A 14,131-nucleotide genomic window follows, 5' to 3' on the forward strand; every position below is an offset into this window, starting at 1 on the left:
CGTGTCCGCAGTCTCCTCCCGCCTCCCGGTCTTCCCCTGGGACAAGCTGGCGCCCTACAAGTCGACGGCCGAGGCCCACCCGGACGGGATCGTGGACCTGTCCGTCGGCACCCCCGTCGACCCGGTGCCCGAGCTGATCCGGCAGGCGCTCGTCGCGGCCGCGGACAGCCCCGGCTATCCGACGGTGTGGGGGACCGCCGCGCTGCGCGACGCGCTCACCGGCTGGGTGGAGCGGCGGCTCGGCGCGGTCTCGGTCGCCCATGAGAACGTGCTGCCCGTCGTCGGCTCCAAGGAGCTGGTGGCCTGGCTGCCGACCCAGCTGGGCCTGGGCCCCGGCGACAAGGTCGCCTACCCGCGCCTCGCCTACCCGACGTACGAGGTCGGCGCCCGGCTCTGCGGCGCGGAGCCGGTGGTCTACGACGACCCGACCGAGCTCGACCCGGCCGGCCTGAAGCTCCTCTGGCTCAACTCCCCGTCCAACCCGACCGGCCGCGTCCTCGCCAAGGACGAGCTGATCCGCATCGTCGCCTGGGCGCGCGAGCACGGCGTACTCGTCTTCAGCGACGAGTGCTACCTGGAGCTCGGCTGGGAGGCGGAGCCGGTCTCGGTGCTCCACCCGGACGTGTGCGGTGGTACGTACGAGGGCGTCGTCGCCGTCCACTCCCTCTCGAAGCGGTCCAACCTCGCGGGCTACCGCGCCGCGTTCATCGCGGGCGACGCGGCCGTGCTGGGCGAACTGCTGCAGATCCGCAAGCACGGCGGGATGATGACGGCCGCGCCCGTCCAGGCCGCGACCGTCGCCGCGCTCGGCGACGACACGCACGTCGCCGAGCAGCGCACCCGGTACGCCGACCGGCGCGCCGCCCTGCGCACGGCCCTGGAGGCCCACGGCTTCCGCATCGAGCACAGCGAGGCGAGCCTCTACCTCTGGGCCACCCGCGACGAACCCTGCTGGGACACCGTGGCGTACCTGGCCGAGCTGGGCATCCTGGTCGCGCCCGGCGACTTCTACGGACCGGCCGGCGACCGCTTCGTCCGCGTGGCGTTCACGGCCACGGACGAGCGCGTGGCGGCGGCGGTCAAGCGCCTCGGCTGACCACCGGCGTACGTGAGGGCCCCCGGAAGCACGCGCTCCCGGGGGCCCTCACGCGTGGGGCGGGCGTCAGCCGAGCGGCAGGCCCTTGCCGAGGGCGTCGGTGGGCAGACCGCCCTTGGCCGCGTCGGTGAGGGAGCCGGTGAGGTCGGTGCCCTTGGTCGCGCCCTTGCCCTTGGTCGCGCTCTTGGTCGTGCCGGAGACCTTCTTCGCGGCGGGGGCGGCCTTGCCGCCGACGTCGGTGAGCGTCTTGCCCGCCACCGGCAGCGCGGTGCCGACGAGCTTGCCGCCGGTCTCGTTCGCCGCACCCGAGGCCGGCTTGGCGGCGCCTTCGACCGTCTTGCCGAGACCGGCACCCTCGACGCTGGTGAGACCGCCGAGGTCCGGGGCCTGCGGGAGCTCCGCGGCACCCGCGGCACCGGCCGCACCGACCACGGGGGCCGCACCCGCCGCGATCAGCAGCGCGGTACGGGCGATCCGACGGGTCAGGGGGAGGGACATGATGCTCCTTCGACGGGAGAGGAATTCGGGCTGTCCGTGAGCCGGACGCCATGACAACCGTCGTGGGGGCGGGTGAGGTTGCGGTGCGGTGACGTAAAGACTGAGCAATGCGTCGGATAATCCTCAGCGGAGGAACCCGGGCAAACGGTGCGCTCCGCCGTCACCCGGCGAACCGTCACTTCCCTTGCGCCGCAAGGCTCACGGGAGGCGCGCGACCGGCCCCCGAGGGGCCTCCAGGGGGGCGCCGGGGGCGCACGACGGTACCCCCGTCCGGGCGACGGCCCGCACGCGTGCGCGGGCGGCCCCGAGCGTGCTCAGCTCACCAGGCGGAGCCGTACCTCGTCCGTGTCGGACGCCTCGCGCTTCGACGCCTCGCGCTCCGTGCGCCAGCCCGAGCCGGCCGCCCAGACCCGGCCCCCGTAAGCGACCTGATCGATGCCCAGGGCCTCCGACTGGGCCACCGCCCAGTGCGCCAGCTCCCAGCCGCGCTGCGGTACGCCGTCCCGGTCGGCGCGGCGGTCCGCCCGCACCGGGACCGTGAGCGCGCCCGAGGCCGCGGGGCCCGCCGCGGCGGTGCCGGCCGGAAGGACGCCCTTGCCGAACGCGTTCACCAGGGCCGCCCGCACCTTCGTCGCGTCGCCCGTCCCGGCAGTGGTCCGCGGCGGCTCGCAGTCCAGTGCGGCCGGGGTGCGCCCGGTCAGCGCGGCGGCCAGCAGCGCCGCGTCCGGCTCGTGCTTCGCGTACGCCTGCGGGAAGCCGCTGCGCTGGACGCGCTGCGCGGCCTCGGTCAGCGGCAGCCGCGAATAGCCCGGCACCTTGGCCAGGTGCTCGTAGAACTTCCCGGCCGCGTACGCCGGGTCCATGATCTGCCGCTCGGTGCCCCAGCCCTGCGAGGGCCGCTGCTGGAACAGCCCGAGCGAGTCCCGGTCGCCGTGGTCGAGGTTGTGCAGCGCGGACTCCTGCAACGCCGTGGCCAGCGCGATGGTGACCGCGCGCTCCGGCATTCCGCGCCGGGTGCCGACGGCGGAGATCGTCGCGGCGTTCGCGGCCTGCTCGGGCGTGAGCCGGTACGTACCGTCCGCCGACCGCACCGTGCACTGATCGGACCCGCGCCCGCCCGAAACGTATTGAACCGTCAGATAACCGGCCACCGCCACGAGCACACCGACGGCCGCCACGATCCGCAGCCGGCGACTGCGGCCGGGACGCCGGGAAGCAGCGGAATCGGTCCTGGTCACAGGGGTCACCGTACGCGAGGCACTAGGCTCGTAGCCATGGCCGAAAGCATGCTTGACCTCACCCTTGACGGGCCCGCCCTCACCGCCGCGCTCGTGGACTTTCCCTCGGTCAGCGGGGACGAGAAGGATCTCGCCGACGCGATCGAGACGGCGCTGCGCGCACTGCCGCACCTGAGCGTCGAGCGGTACGGGAACAACGTCGTGGCCAGGACGGATCTCGGCCGTTCCGAACGCGTGATCCTGGCCGGGCACATCGACACCGTGCCGATCGCCGACAACGTGCCCTCCCGGCTCGACGCGGACGGCGTCCTCTGGGGCTGCGGCACCTCAGACATGAAGTCCGGAGTCGCGGTCCAGCTGCGCATCGCCGCCACCGTGCCGGAGCCCAACCGGGACCTCACCTTCGTCTTCTACGACCAGGAGGAGGTCGCCGCCCACCTCAACGGCCTCGGCCGCATCGCCGACGCCCACCCGGAGTGGCTGAAGGGCGACTTCGCCATCCTGCTGGAGGGTTCGAACGGCGAGGTCGAGGGCGGCTGCCAGGGCACCCTGCGCGTCTTCCTCCACCTGACGGGCGAGCGGGCGCACTCCGCGCGCAGCTGGATGGGGTCCAACGCCATCCACGCCGCCGCCCCGGTCCTCGCCCGCCTCGCCGCGTACGAGCCCCGGCGGCCGGTGATCGACGGCCTGGAGTACCACGAGGGTCTGAACGCCGTACGCATCGAGGGCGGCGTCGCCAACAACGTCATCCCCGACGCCTGCACGGTCGTCGTCAACTACCGCTACGCCCCCGACCTCGGCCAGGAGGAGGCCCTGGCCCACGTCCGCGAGGTCTTCGCGGACTGCGGCGTCGCGGAGTTCACGGTGGACGACCACTCCGGCGCGGCGATGCCCGGCCTCTCGCACCCGGCGGCCAAGGCGTTCATGGACGCGGTCGGCGGCGTCGCCCGGCCCAAGTTCGGCTGGACGGACGTGGCCCGCTTCGGCCCCCTCGGCGTCCCCGCGGTCAACTACGGACCCGGCGACCCCGTCCTCGCCCACAAGCGCGACGAGCACGTCAAGGTTGAGCGCATCACCCACTGCGAGGAGCGCCTGCGCTCCTGGCTCACCGCCTGACCCACGACCTGACCTCCCGGATTCCCCTGTCCGTAACCCGTGGCGATCTACGCTGGCGGGGAGACGGAGGCGCCGCAGGGCGCCCCCGACGTCGGCGGAGGGAGCAGGTCATGGGCGACCGCGAGGACGCGCGCATTCCCGAGGGTGCGGAGATTCCCGAGGGCGCGGTACGGCCCGAGGAGCAGCGCCTCGGACCCGTACTGCGCCGCAGGGACCAGGTGCAGCCCGGCACGACCGATCAGCGGCTGCTGGATTCCGAGGACGACTCCGAGTGGGTGCACACCGACCCGTGGCGGGTGATGCGCATCCAGTCGGAGTTCGTCGAGGGCTTCGGCGCGCTCGCCGAACTGCCGAGCGCCATCAGCGTCTTCGGCTCGGCCCGTACGCCCGCCGGTGCGCCGGAGTACGAGGCGGGTGTACGGATCGGCAGGGCGCTGGTCGACGCGGGCTTCGCGGTCATCACCGGCGGCGGGCCGGGCGCTATGGAGGCGGCGAACCGGGGCGCGCGCGAGGCGAGCGGCATCTCGGTCGGCCTCGGCATCGAGCTGCCCTTCGAGTCCGGGCTGAACCCGCACGTCGACATCGGCGTCAACTTCCGCTACTTCTTCGTCCGCAAGACGATGTTCGTCAAGTACGCGCAGGGCTTCGTCGTCCTGCCCGGCGGTCTGGGCACCCTGGACGAACTCTTCGAGGCCCTGACCCTGGTCCAGACGGGCAAGGTCACCCGCTTCCCGATCGTTCTCTTCGGCACGGCGTACTGGGGCGGCCTGGTGGACTGGCTCCGCGACACGGTGGTCGCCCAGGGGAAGGCGTCGGAGCGGGACCTGTTGCTGTTCCACGTCACGGATGACGTGGACGAGGCGGTGGCGCTGGTGACGAAGGAAGTCGGGCGCTGAGCTTTGCGGGGGCGCTGCCCCCGTACCCCCGCTCCTCAATCGCCGGAGGGGCTTGATCTGGCCGCGCGGTCACTTCCAGCCTCGCCGGCGTTTGAGGCGCGGGGCCCGGGGCGGAGCCCCGGAAACCTCACCCCTACGCCAGCCCCCGCCGTGCGACCGCCGGGGGCCGCCAGCCCGCGAGGGACGCCACCATGTCCAGGACGTCCCGCGTCTCGGCCACCTCGTGCACCCGGTACACCCGCGCCCCCAGCCACGCGGACACCGCCGTCGTCGCCAGGGTTCCGAGGAGCCGTTCCTTTACCGGCCGGTCCAGCGTCTCGCCCACGAAGTCCTTGTTGGAGAGCGAGACCAGCACCGGCCACCCCGTCTCGGCCATCTCGCCGAGCCGACGCGTCGCCTCCAGCGAGTGCCGGGTGTTCTTCCCGAAGTCGTGACCGGGGTCGATCATGATCCCGTCGGGCCGGACGCCCAGCGAGACGGCCCGCTCGGCCAGTCCCACGGTCACCCGCAGGATGTCGGCCATCACGTCCTCGTACCCCACCCGGTGCGGCCGGGTCCGGGGCTCCGCCCCGCCCGCGTGGGTGCACACCAGCCCCGCCCCGTACCGCGCCGCGACCTCCGCGAGCTTCGGGTCCACCCCGCCCCACGCGTCGTTCAGCAGGTCCGCCCCCGCCTCGCAGACCGCCTCGCCGACCTCGTGGCGCCAGGTGTCGACGCTGATGACCACGTCCGGGTGGCGGCGGCGCACCTCGGCGACGAACCCGACCGTGCGGCGGGCCTCCTCCTCGGCGGTGACCTCGTCACCGGGCCCGGCCTTGACGCCGCCGATGTCGATGATCGCCGCGCCGTCGGCCACGGCCCGCTCCACCCGGGCGAGCGCCGGTTCGTCCCGGAAGGTGGCGCCCCGGTCGTAGAAGGAGTCCGGGGTGCGGTTCACGATCGCCATGATCACCTGCTCGTGCGCCCCGAATTCACGCCGCCCCAGCCGGAGCACACCGCTTGCCATCCGTGTCCCTTCCTGTGAATCCGGCCCCGCATCATTCGCCGAGGCCAACAGCCGACACTAACTGTCAGTGCCGCATGGCACGATCGGACCCGGACGAATTCCGCTCCCGGGGAGATACGCGTGTTCTGGTTCTTGCTGCTGGCGATGGTGGTGGTGGTTGCCGCGGTCACCCTCGCGGTGGTCGGTGGAGGCAGGAGCGCCGTCCTGCAGGACGTGGCGCCCGAGCAGCTGACGGACCCGCTGCCCGCCTCGCGCCCGGTCGGCCGGGCGGACGTCGAGGCGCTGCGGCTCCCCGTCGGCCTCCGGGGCTACCGGATGGCCGAGGTGGACGACGCGCTGGGCCGGCTCGGCGCCGAACTCGCCGAGCGGGACGCACGGATCGCGGAGCTGGAGTCCGCCCTCGCCGGTGCACAGGCGACCAGGACGGGCGGCCCCGACCTGTTCAAGGAGGGGCACGACCAGCCCCGCGACGACGAGGAGCCCGGCCGATGACCGGCGGAGCCGTGGCGGCGGCGGACGGCGGACTGCGCTGCCCCTGGGGCCTGTCCACCGAGGACTACCTCTGGTACCACGACACGGAATGGGGCCGCCCGGTCCACGGCGACGACGCCCTGTTCGAGCGGCTGTGCCTGGAGGCGTTCCAGTCGGGTCTGTCCTGGCTGACGATCCTGCGCCGCCGCGAGGGCTTCCGCAGCGCGTTCGCCGGCTTCAGCATCCCGGCGGTCGCCGAGTTCACCGAGGCGGACCGGGAGCGGCTGCTCGCCGACGAGGGGATCATCCGCAACCGCGCGAAGGTCGACGCGACCATGGCCAACGCCCGGGTGCTGGCCGGCTGGGGCACCGGTGAGCTGGACGAGCTGATCTGGTCGTACGCCCCCGACCCGCTGAGCCGCCCGGCCCCGAAGACCCTCGGGGACGTGCCGGCGGTCACCCCCGAGTCCACGGCCCTGGCCAAGGAGCTGAAGAAGCGGGGGCTGCGGTTCATCGGACCGACCACGGCCTACGCCCTGATGCAGGCGTGCGGCCTGGTGGACGACCACCTCGCCGACTGCGTCTCCCGCCCCACCCCCGCGTAGGCCCCGCCTACCGCCCGAGATACTTCGGCCTCTCCTTCGCGAGGAACGCCCGCACCGCGATCCCGTGGTCCTCGGACACCCCCGCCCTGGTCTGGAGCTCGTCCTCCTTCTCCAGGGCCTCGGCCAGGCTGTGACCCGCGCCGAAGGCGAGCGACTCCTTGAGCGCCGCGTAGGCGACGGTCGGCCCGTCGGCCAGCGCGCGGGCCACCGCGGCCGCCTCGGCGGCCAGCTCGGCGGCGGGCACCAGCCTGTTGACGATGCCCAGCTCATGGGCGTCCCGCGCGGAGATCGAGCGCGGGAAGAGCAGCAGGTCGGCGGCGCGGCTCTGGCCGATGAGCCGGGGCAGCGTCCAGGACACGCCCGAGTCGGCGGTGAGGGCGACCCCGGCGAACGAGGTGTTGAAGGAGGCCGTGTCGGCGGCCACCCGGTAGTCGCAGGCCAGCGCGAAACCGAAGCCCGCCCCCGCGGCCGCGCCGTTGATCCCGGCCACGACCGGCTTCGGCATCTCGGTCAGCGCCCGCACGATGGGGTTGTAGTGCTCCTGCACGGTGCTCAGAGCGTTGCCCTCGCCCGCCGCCTCGGTCTCGGCCAGCTTGGCCAGGTGCTCCTTGAGGTCCTGCCCGACGCAGAAGGCGCGCTCCCCGGCCGCCGTGAGCAGCACCGCCCGGACGCCGGTGTCGGCGGCGGCGGACCGCAGCGTGTCACGGAGAGCGACCTTCGCCGCGGTGTTCATGGCGTTCATCGCGTCCGGGCGGTTGATCGTGATCGTCGCGAGCCCGTCGCTGATGTCGTAGCGCACCACGTCGTCGTGATCGGCCATGAGAGGAGTCCCCTTTGCGTGTCGTTGACCTGCGTGTCCAGGCAAGCATGTCCGACTTCGCCGAAGGCGGACATGTGACCTGCGTCAAACATTTCCGCGCCGTGGAGGGGCTCGAGGGGCCGGAGTATCCCAGTGAGGTCCCCGAATTGGGTGGTTTTGAGTGAGCGCGTTGCCCAAGAGATGCAGAGCGATGTTGGTCATCGGGGTCAGTGATGCGGGATAATGGCGTGGAAGCATTGTGTTCGATGCCGGTGAGGCAGCGCCTGTCATGGGGCCGCCGGTTGCGATGAGCTGGTTTCAGGAAGGGGAACGAGCATGGCGGCCATGAAGCCGCGGACGGGCGACGGCCCGCTCGAGGTGACAAAGGAGGGGCGGGGCATCGTCATGCGAGTTCCGCTCGAAGGCGGCGGTCGGCTTGTCGTGGAGCTGACGCCGGACGAGGCAGATGCCCTCGGCGACGCCCTCAAGCAGGTCGTCGGCTGAGCAGACGCTCATAACTTCACCACTGCCCCGGCACGGATTCCGTGCCGGGGCAGTGGTGCGTCCGGAGCCGGGACACCTCGTACGGCGGGGCAGCCGCTCGTACGGCGGGGTGGTCGCGCGTGCGCCTCAGCCGCGCCGGACCGCGCAGAGCAGCCCGTCGCCCACCGGCAGCAGCGTCGCCATCAGCTCCTGGCTCTCGCGGACCGCCCGCAGCAGCTCCCGTACGCGCAGCACCTCCGCCGGCTGGGCGGCCGAGTCGACCGTACGGCCGTCCGCGAAGACGCCCTCGAAGCAGACAAGACCCCCAGGTCGCAGCAGGCGCAACGATTCAGCGAGGCAGTCGAGGCTCTCCATCCGGTCGCCGTCGCAGAACACGAGGTCGTAGCCGCCGTCCGCGAGCCGGGGGAGCACATCGAGGGCGCGACCGGGGATGAAGCGGGACCGGTTGGCCGCGAAGCCCGCCGCCCGGAACGCCTCCCGGGCGAACTGCTGGCGCTCGGGCTCCGGATCGACCGTGGTCAGCACCCCGTCCGGCCGCATTCCGTGCAGCAGGTAGATGCCGGACACGCCGGTGCCGGTACCGATTTCCGCGACGGCCTTGGCGTCCGTGGTGGCAGCGAGCAGGCGCAGGGCGGCCCCGGTGCCTGGCGAGACCGAGCGGAGCCCTGCCTCGCGGGCCCGGTCCCGGGCCCAGCGCAGTGCTTCGTCCTCGGCGACAAAGGCGTCGGCGAACGCCCAGCTCGTCTGCCGGTTGGCGGTAATGACCCTCTCCTGTCCCCTTAGTTGGCGCAACGGTGACTGTATCCGCTGGACCCGGGAACCCGCAGATGGGACCGGGCGTTGTCCAAAGGTGGGGAGAAGCCCGGTGACGAGGCCCGCCGGTCGGGTCCGTGGCACGGGTCAGCTTCCGGGGATTTCCCCGGCCCCAGCTGGAAAAAGGCTTATCCGGAGCTAACGGGCGAGGTGGTTATGGTAGGGGCTCCACTGGACACCACCAGAGCCGATAGGGGAGGTGCGGCTGCGCCTGTGGATCGGGGAGGAGTGCTGCGGCGCTTTCTCAGGTCGGCGGGTGAGCCGAAATCCGTGACCGACATTGCTGACCGTTCTTCCAAAGACTCCGCACCGACCGCGACCTTCGCCTCCGATGCGGAATCCCAGGCGTGGACCCCGCCCACATGGGAAGAGATCGTCAGCACGCACAGCGGCCGCGTCTACCGCCTCGCCTACCGGCTGACGGGAAACCAGCACGACGCGGAAGACCTCACGCAGGAGGTCTTCGTCCGCGTCTTCCGTTCGCTGTCGACCTACACGCCCGGCACCTTCGAGGGCTGGCTGCACCGCATCACGACCAACCTCTTCCTGGACATGGTCCGCCGCAAGCAGCGCATCCGCTTCGACTCCCTCGGGGACGACGCCGCCGAGCGGCTGCCCAGCCGTGAGCCCTCGCCCCAGCAGGTCTTCAACGACACCCACTTCGACGCGGACGTCCAGCAGGCGCTGGACACCCTCGCGCCCGAATTCCGGGCCGCCGTCGTCCTGTGTGACATCGAGGGCCTTTCGTACGAGGAGATCGCGGCGACGCTCGGCGTGAAGCTGGGCACGGTGCGCAGCCGTATCCACCGCGGGCGCTCCCACCTGCGCAAGGCGCTGCGCCACCGCTCGCCCGAGGCGCGCGCCGAGCAGCGCTCCCTCGCGGGCGCCGGTGCCCTTCTGACCGGGGAGGGCGGCACGGCGTGAGCCAAACGGATCCGACCCCTGCGGAACAACACCTGGGGGACCGCCTCGCCGCGCTCGTCGACGGCGAGCTGAAACACGATGCCCGCGACCGGGTGCTCGCCCATCTCGCGACCTGCGCCAGGTGCGCGGCCGAGGCGGCCGCCCAGCGCCGCCTGAAGAACGTGTTCGCGCAGGCCGCCCCGCCCTCGCCCTCCGAAGGCTTCCTGGCCCGCCTCCAAGGGCTTCCGGGCGGACCGCCCGGGGGTGACGACGACTGGCAGGGAAGACCCGAGGGCGCCTCCGGGCGGTTCGGTGACGGACTCCTCCCGGGCACGCGCCCGCCGGGCGGCCGGGCGGACCTCACCACCGCCCCCGGCCCCCTGGACGGCTTCGGCTACCTCCCCGCCGCCCACGGCGGGGCCACCGCGCTGCCCCCGGCCGGGACGGGCTTCCGCATCCACGAGGTGGGGCGCGAGGGCGACCGCTCGCCGTGGCGGGGCCGGAGGTTCGCCTTCGCCGCCGCCAGCGCCGTCTCGCTGGCCGCCATCGCGCTCGGCGGCGCACTCCCGACGACCACCGGCGAGACGCCGACCCGCGCCTCCGGCTCGGGCAACAGCGTGACCCCGGCGGGCGGCGACGCCCGGACCGGCGCCCCCCTCCTCGCCGCCCGGCGGAACGGGACGGGGCAGGGCATGCGCGCCATGTCCGGCCAGGCGGACCGCTCGGTCCCCCTCGCGGTGAACACCGTGTCGGCCGGGTTCGCCGCTCCGACGCTGCTGGGCACCGGCCGCCTCTCCGGCAGTCCGTACGGGCTGAGCCTGCGCTCCGGCATGTCCGCGATACGCCCCGGCGGGGCCGGCTCGCTGCTGGGCCGCACCCTGGGCGGGGGCGGGCTCGACCCGGTCCAGCCCGCCCCCGCCCCGCAGCCCTCCGTGCCGCCCACCTCCGCCGCCGCGAAACCGGCGTCCGCCGACCACGGACTGCCACTCTCGCCCCGTCGCTGATCCCGCACCCCGTACGGGATGCGCGGCCCCGGCCCAAACCTGGTTGAATTCCGGCAGGATTTTCGGGAGGGACGCCCCCTCGGGGGCGTGCGGAGGGCCGGTTGCGGCAGTTGCGGGGAGAACATGGACGACGGGAAGCCGACCGAGCCCAGGGCGAAGTGGTGGAGCCGGCCCACGCCGGGGCCGGCCACGACCGACGAGGTCCCGGAGCCCGCGCCTGCCCAGTCGGCCGGGTCGGCTGAGGCGCCCGTGTCCGCTGAGGCGCCCACGGTGAGCGTGCCCCCGGCGACGCCCGGGGCACCCGAGGCCCACCACGCCCCCGCCCCCGAGGCACCCGCGGTGCCCGACGCGCCCCGGGACGCGCCCCACGACGCCCCCGGCGAGACCCCCGCGCAGCCGCTGCACGAGCCGGACCCGTACGGCACCCCGCCCTACGGCGGCCCGGGCCCGTGGGCGCCCGCCCCTCCCGTACAGCGGCCGACGCCCGCGCACGGCACCCCCGTACCCCCGCCGTACGCGGGGACGAACGGCGCGGGGATCTCCGTCGCACCCCCGCCCGCCCCGCAGGACCCGCACCCGCCCGCCCCGCAGTGGCAGAGCTACGACCCCTGGGGTGCGCCCCGGCAGCCGCTCGTGACCCAGCCGGGTCCCCCGCTCCCGGACGGCCGGCGGAAGAACCGGCGCGGCGCGATGCTGATCGGCGCGCTGCTCCTCGCCCTGGTCGCGGGCGGCATCGGCGGCGGCATAGGCGCGTACATAGAACGCAACGGCGGGCTCACCAGCGTCGAGCTGCCCCAGGACGAGCGGGACGGCGGCGGCCGGGCCCCCGACAGCGTGGCCGGTATCGCGGCCAGCGCCCTGCCCAGCGTGGTCACCCTGCACGTCACCGGAGCCACCGAGTCCGGCACCGGCACCGGCTTCGTCCTCGACGACCGGGGCCACATCCTCACCAACAACCACGTGGTCGCCCCCGCCGGTTCGTCCGGTGAGATCACCGTCACCTTCAGCGGGGGCGAGATCGCGACCGCCGAGGTCGTCGGCAAGGACAGCGGCTACGACCTGGCCGTCGTGAAGGTCAGCGGCGTCTCCGGGCTGAAGCCGCTCCCGCTGGGCAACTCCGACAACGTCCAGGTGGGCGACCCGGTCGTGGCCATCGGCGCGCCGTTCGACCTGTCCAACACCGTCACCTCCGGGATCATCAGCGCCAAGGACCGCCCGATCACCGCGGGCGGCGAGAAGGGCGACGGCAGCGACGTCAGCTACGTCAACGCGCTCCAGACCGACGCCCCGATCAACCCGGGCAACTCCGGCGGCCCGCTGGTGGACACCGACGCCCATGTCATCGGCATCAACAGCGCCATCCGCGCCGCCGACAGCGGCTCGGCCGGCGAGGGCGGGCAGGCCGGGTCCATCGGCCTCGGCTTCGCCATCCCGATCAACCAGGGCAAGCTCGTCGCCGAGCAGCTGATCAACACCGGCAAGGCGACCCACCCGGTGATCGGCGTCACCCTCGACATGAAGTACACCGGTGACGGCGCCAAGGTCGGCGGGAGCACGCGGGGGTCCTCGCCGGTCACGGCGGGCGGTCCGGCGGACAAGGCCGGTATCGAGGCGGACGACGTCATCACCGAGGTCGACGGGAAGCGGGTGCACAGCGGTGAGGAGCTCATCGTCAAGATCCGCTCTCACCGGCCCGGGGACGATCTCGAACTGACCGTGACCCGCGGTGGTAAAGACCTGTCCATAACTTTGACGCTGGGCTCGGCAACCGGCACGTGACCGCCACGGGAAGCTACCGTCCGGACAGATGGGCCGGGTACCGTGTTCGATGTCCGGACCTCATCCGAGCTGGTCGCGGAGAAACGAGGAGCCGCAAGGTGTTCAACGACATAGGTGGACTCGAGCTGCTGACGCTCGCGATTCTCGGCGTGCTCGTCTTCGGGCCGGAGAAGCTGCCCAAGGTCATCCAGGACGCCTCCCGCATGATCCGCAAGATCCGTGAGTTCTCGGAGAGCGCCAAGGAGGACATCCGCACGGAGCTGGGCCCGGAGTTCAAGGACTTCGAGTTCGAGGACCTCAACCCCAAGACGTTCGTCCGCAAGCAGCTCATGGACGGCAACGACGACCTGGGGCTGAAGGAGATCCGCGAGAGCTTCGACCTGCGCAAGGAGATCACCGACGTCACCGACGCGGTGAACGGGCGCTCCACCGCGTCCGTCGAGGCGACGACCGGCGTGTCGGGCGGTGCCTCGGTCACGGCCGCGAACGGCTCGAAGGGCGCTCCGGACCTGCTCAAGAAGGGCGAGCAGCCGCCGAAGGACACCCCGCCGCCGTTCGACGCGGACGCCACCTGAGGGCTGCCAATCCCGGGTCGTCCGGACGGTATGGCTATTCTCCATCTGTCCGGTTGTGAGACGCCCGCGGGGGGCGGGCCGCTCCGGACCTACGGATCGAGGAGGCGGCCGGGCTGATGGAGACGACGAGTCGGGTGGGCGCACAGGACGCGCCGGACACGGTGGAGGCGGTCCCGGCGGCCCGGCTCATGGTGGTCGACGGCTATCTGAAGGCCCCGTTCCCCTGGTACGCGCTGGACGAGGCGTTCACCGGTCCGCGCCGGCTGATGCCGCTGGGCACCGCCGCCGACGGCGAGGTGCAGCACGGCTCCATCGGACACGGCGACGAGCCGCTGGTCCGGGCCGACTCGGGCGCCGACAAGCAGCGGTTCGCGGTCGTGGTGACCGTCGCCAGCAGCCCCGTACGGCGCAGCGGTGACGGCACCGGGGTGCTGGAGGCGACGACGGTGTCCTCCGCGGCCTGGCTGGCCGGTTCCGGGCTGCTGTCCTGCACCTGGCCCCCGCAGCTCGACCACACCCTGCGCGACGACTGGCTGGACCAGCAGACGGAGACCGCGTTCGAGCTCGCCGACGATCTGGAGGGCCCCGCCTGGTCGGCACTGTCCCTGCCGGTCGACGGCGTCCCGGTCCCCTTCCACTACCGCGAGTCCGAGTTCGGCTGGGTGCTCGCCGGCTCCGCGCCCGGCGGGGTGCACATCGGCGCCTACGGGCGTGGGATGAGCGCGTACGGGCTGGGCTTCTCGGTGGTCAAGGACATCGAGGCGTACGCGTAACGCATGCGACGACGGGGAAGGCCGGGACCCTCGGGTCCCGGCCTTCCCCGTGTCC

The 14,131-nt window shown here is 73.0% G+C and carries 16 protein-coding genes; 11 read left to right on the forward strand and 5 right to left on the reverse strand.

Going from position 1 to position 14,131, the window contains the following annotated elements; all coding sequences use genetic code 11:
* The first annotated feature begins 1 nt into the window (after position 1).
* Positions 2-1,096 (forward strand): bifunctional succinyldiaminopimelate transaminase/glutamate-prephenate aminotransferase, encoded by a 1,095-nt coding sequence (locus tag OHS17_RS22225; RefSeq protein ID WP_018105476.1) that lies wholly within the window; start codon positions 2-4, stop codon positions 1,094-1,096.
* Positions 1,097-1,162: 66 nt separating this feature from the next.
* Here the strand turns inward: OHS17_RS22225 and OHS17_RS22230 are convergent, their stop codons facing one another.
* Together OHS17_RS22230 and OHS17_RS22235 are read right to left on the reverse strand one after the other, a co-directional pair.
* Positions 1,163-1,594, reverse strand: coding sequence for an ATP-binding protein (locus OHS17_RS22230; protein ID WP_161212881.1), 432 nt, complete (start codon positions 1,592-1,594; stop codon positions 1,163-1,165).
* 314 nt (positions 1,595-1,908) lie between these two features.
* Positions 1,909-2,832, reverse strand: a complete 924-nt coding sequence (locus OHS17_RS22235; RefSeq protein ID WP_443053370.1) for a hypothetical protein — start codon at positions 2,830-2,832, stop codon at positions 1,909-1,911.
* A gap of 36 nt (positions 2,833-2,868) precedes the next feature.
* Between OHS17_RS22235 and dapE the strand changes: the two genes are divergently transcribed.
* Positions 2,869-3,948, forward strand: coding sequence for a succinyl-diaminopimelate desuccinylase (gene dapE / locus OHS17_RS22240; RefSeq protein ID WP_330313586.1), 1,080 nt, complete (start codon positions 2,869-2,871; stop codon positions 3,946-3,948).
* Positions 3,949-4,058: 110 nt separating this feature from the next.
* Positions 4,059-4,844, forward strand: a complete 786-nt coding sequence (locus OHS17_RS22245; RefSeq protein WP_018105480.1) for a TIGR00730 family Rossman fold protein — start codon at positions 4,059-4,061, stop codon at positions 4,842-4,844.
* A 133-nt stretch (positions 4,845-4,977) separates the two neighbouring features.
* On the opposite strand, the gene folP is transcribed toward OHS17_RS22245, so the two are convergent.
* Positions 4,978-5,838 (reverse strand): dihydropteroate synthase, encoded by an 861-nt coding sequence (folP, locus tag OHS17_RS22250; RefSeq protein WP_198957013.1) that lies wholly within the window; start codon positions 5,836-5,838, stop codon positions 4,978-4,980.
* A 132-nt stretch (positions 5,839-5,970) separates the two neighbouring features.
* Between folP and OHS17_RS22255 the strand changes: the two genes are divergently transcribed.
* Positions 5,971-6,342: a DivIVA domain-containing protein gene (locus tag OHS17_RS22255; protein ID WP_330313587.1), complete on the forward strand. Its 372-nt coding sequence runs from the start codon at positions 5,971-5,973 to the stop codon at positions 6,340-6,342.
* A complete protein-coding gene (locus OHS17_RS22260) occupies positions 6,339-6,926 on the forward strand; it encodes a DNA-3-methyladenine glycosylase I (protein WP_018105483.1) in 588 nt (195 codons plus the stop codon). Before OHS17_RS22255 ends, OHS17_RS22260 begins: the two co-directional genes overlap by 4 nt.
* Positions 6,927-6,933: 7 nt before the next feature.
* On the opposite strand, the gene OHS17_RS22265 is transcribed toward OHS17_RS22260, so the two are convergent.
* Positions 6,934-7,746 (reverse strand): enoyl-CoA hydratase/isomerase family protein, encoded by an 813-nt coding sequence (locus tag OHS17_RS22265; protein ID WP_330313588.1) that lies wholly within the window; start codon positions 7,744-7,746, stop codon positions 6,934-6,936.
* 315 nt (positions 7,747-8,061) lie between these two features.
* Between OHS17_RS22265 and OHS17_RS22270 the strand changes: the two genes are divergently transcribed.
* Positions 8,062-8,229: a DUF3117 domain-containing protein gene (locus tag OHS17_RS22270; protein ID WP_018105485.1), complete on the forward strand. Its 168-nt coding sequence runs from the start codon at positions 8,062-8,064 to the stop codon at positions 8,227-8,229.
* Positions 8,230-8,355: 126 nt separating this feature from the next.
* Here the strand turns inward: OHS17_RS22270 and OHS17_RS22275 are convergent, their stop codons facing one another.
* The gene (locus OHS17_RS22275; protein WP_018105486.1) at positions 8,356-9,021 is read right to left on the reverse strand and encodes an O-methyltransferase; all 666 of its coding nucleotides are present in this window, start codon (positions 9,019-9,021) and stop codon (positions 8,356-8,358) included.
* Between the two features lie 177 nt (positions 9,022-9,198).
* On the opposite strand from OHS17_RS22275, the gene sigE reads away from it, so the two are divergent.
* From sigE to OHS17_RS22300, 5 genes are all read left to right on the forward strand, one after another.
* On the forward strand, positions 9,199-9,966 hold the full coding sequence (sigE, locus tag OHS17_RS22280) for an RNA polymerase sigma factor SigE (RefSeq protein WP_198956988.1): 768 nt from the start codon (positions 9,199-9,201) through the stop codon (positions 9,964-9,966).
* Positions 9,963-10,949: a zf-HC2 domain-containing protein gene (locus tag OHS17_RS22285; RefSeq protein ID WP_330313589.1), complete on the forward strand. Its 987-nt coding sequence runs from the start codon at positions 9,963-9,965 to the stop codon at positions 10,947-10,949. The genes sigE and OHS17_RS22285 overlap by 4 nt, the downstream gene beginning before the upstream one ends.
* Positions 10,950-11,072: 123 nt before the next feature.
* The gene (locus OHS17_RS22290; protein WP_330313590.1) at positions 11,073-12,728 is read left to right on the forward strand and encodes a S1C family serine protease; all 1,656 of its coding nucleotides are present in this window, start codon (positions 11,073-11,075) and stop codon (positions 12,726-12,728) included.
* A 98-nt stretch (positions 12,729-12,826) separates the two neighbouring features.
* Positions 12,827-13,303, forward strand: a complete 477-nt coding sequence (locus OHS17_RS22295; protein ID WP_330313591.1) for a sec-independent translocase — start codon at positions 12,827-12,829, stop codon at positions 13,301-13,303.
* Between the two features lie 116 nt (positions 13,304-13,419).
* Positions 13,420-14,076 (forward strand): hypothetical protein, encoded by a 657-nt coding sequence (locus OHS17_RS22300; protein WP_161208274.1) that lies wholly within the window; start codon positions 13,420-13,422, stop codon positions 14,074-14,076.
* Positions 14,077-14,131 lie beyond the last annotated feature (55 nt).

Origin of the sequence: Streptomyces sp. NBC_00523, from assembly GCF_036346615.1 — a bacterium.
Taxonomy (GTDB): domain Bacteria; phylum Actinomycetota; class Actinomycetes; order Streptomycetales; family Streptomycetaceae; genus Streptomyces.

Coding starts and splice junctions, on each gene's coding strand:
- OHS17_RS22230 (WP_161212881.1), bottom strand. CDS start 1,594: ATGTCCCTCCCCCTGACCCGTCGGATCGCCCGTACCGCGCTGCTGATC.
- dapE (WP_330313586.1), top strand. CDS start 2,869: ATGGCCGAAAGCATGCTTGACCTCACCCTTGACGGGCCCGCCCTCACC.
- OHS17_RS22245 (WP_018105480.1), top strand. CDS start 4,059: ATGGGCGACCGCGAGGACGCGCGCATTCCCGAGGGTGCGGAGATTCCC.
- OHS17_RS22260 (WP_018105483.1), top strand. CDS start 6,339: ATGACCGGCGGAGCCGTGGCGGCGGCGGACGGCGGACTGCGCTGCCCC.
- OHS17_RS22265 (WP_330313588.1), bottom strand. CDS start 7,746: ATGGCCGATCACGACGACGTGGTGCGCTACGACATCAGCGACGGGCTC.
- OHS17_RS22270 (WP_018105485.1), top strand. CDS start 8,062: ATGGCGGCCATGAAGCCGCGGACGGGCGACGGCCCGCTCGAGGTGACA.
- sigE (WP_198956988.1), top strand. CDS start 9,199: ATGGTAGGGGCTCCACTGGACACCACCAGAGCCGATAGGGGAGGTGCG.
- OHS17_RS22290 (WP_330313590.1), top strand. CDS start 11,073: ATGGACGACGGGAAGCCGACCGAGCCCAGGGCGAAGTGGTGGAGCCGG.
- OHS17_RS22300 (WP_161208274.1), top strand. CDS start 13,420: ATGGAGACGACGAGTCGGGTGGGCGCACAGGACGCGCCGGACACGGTG.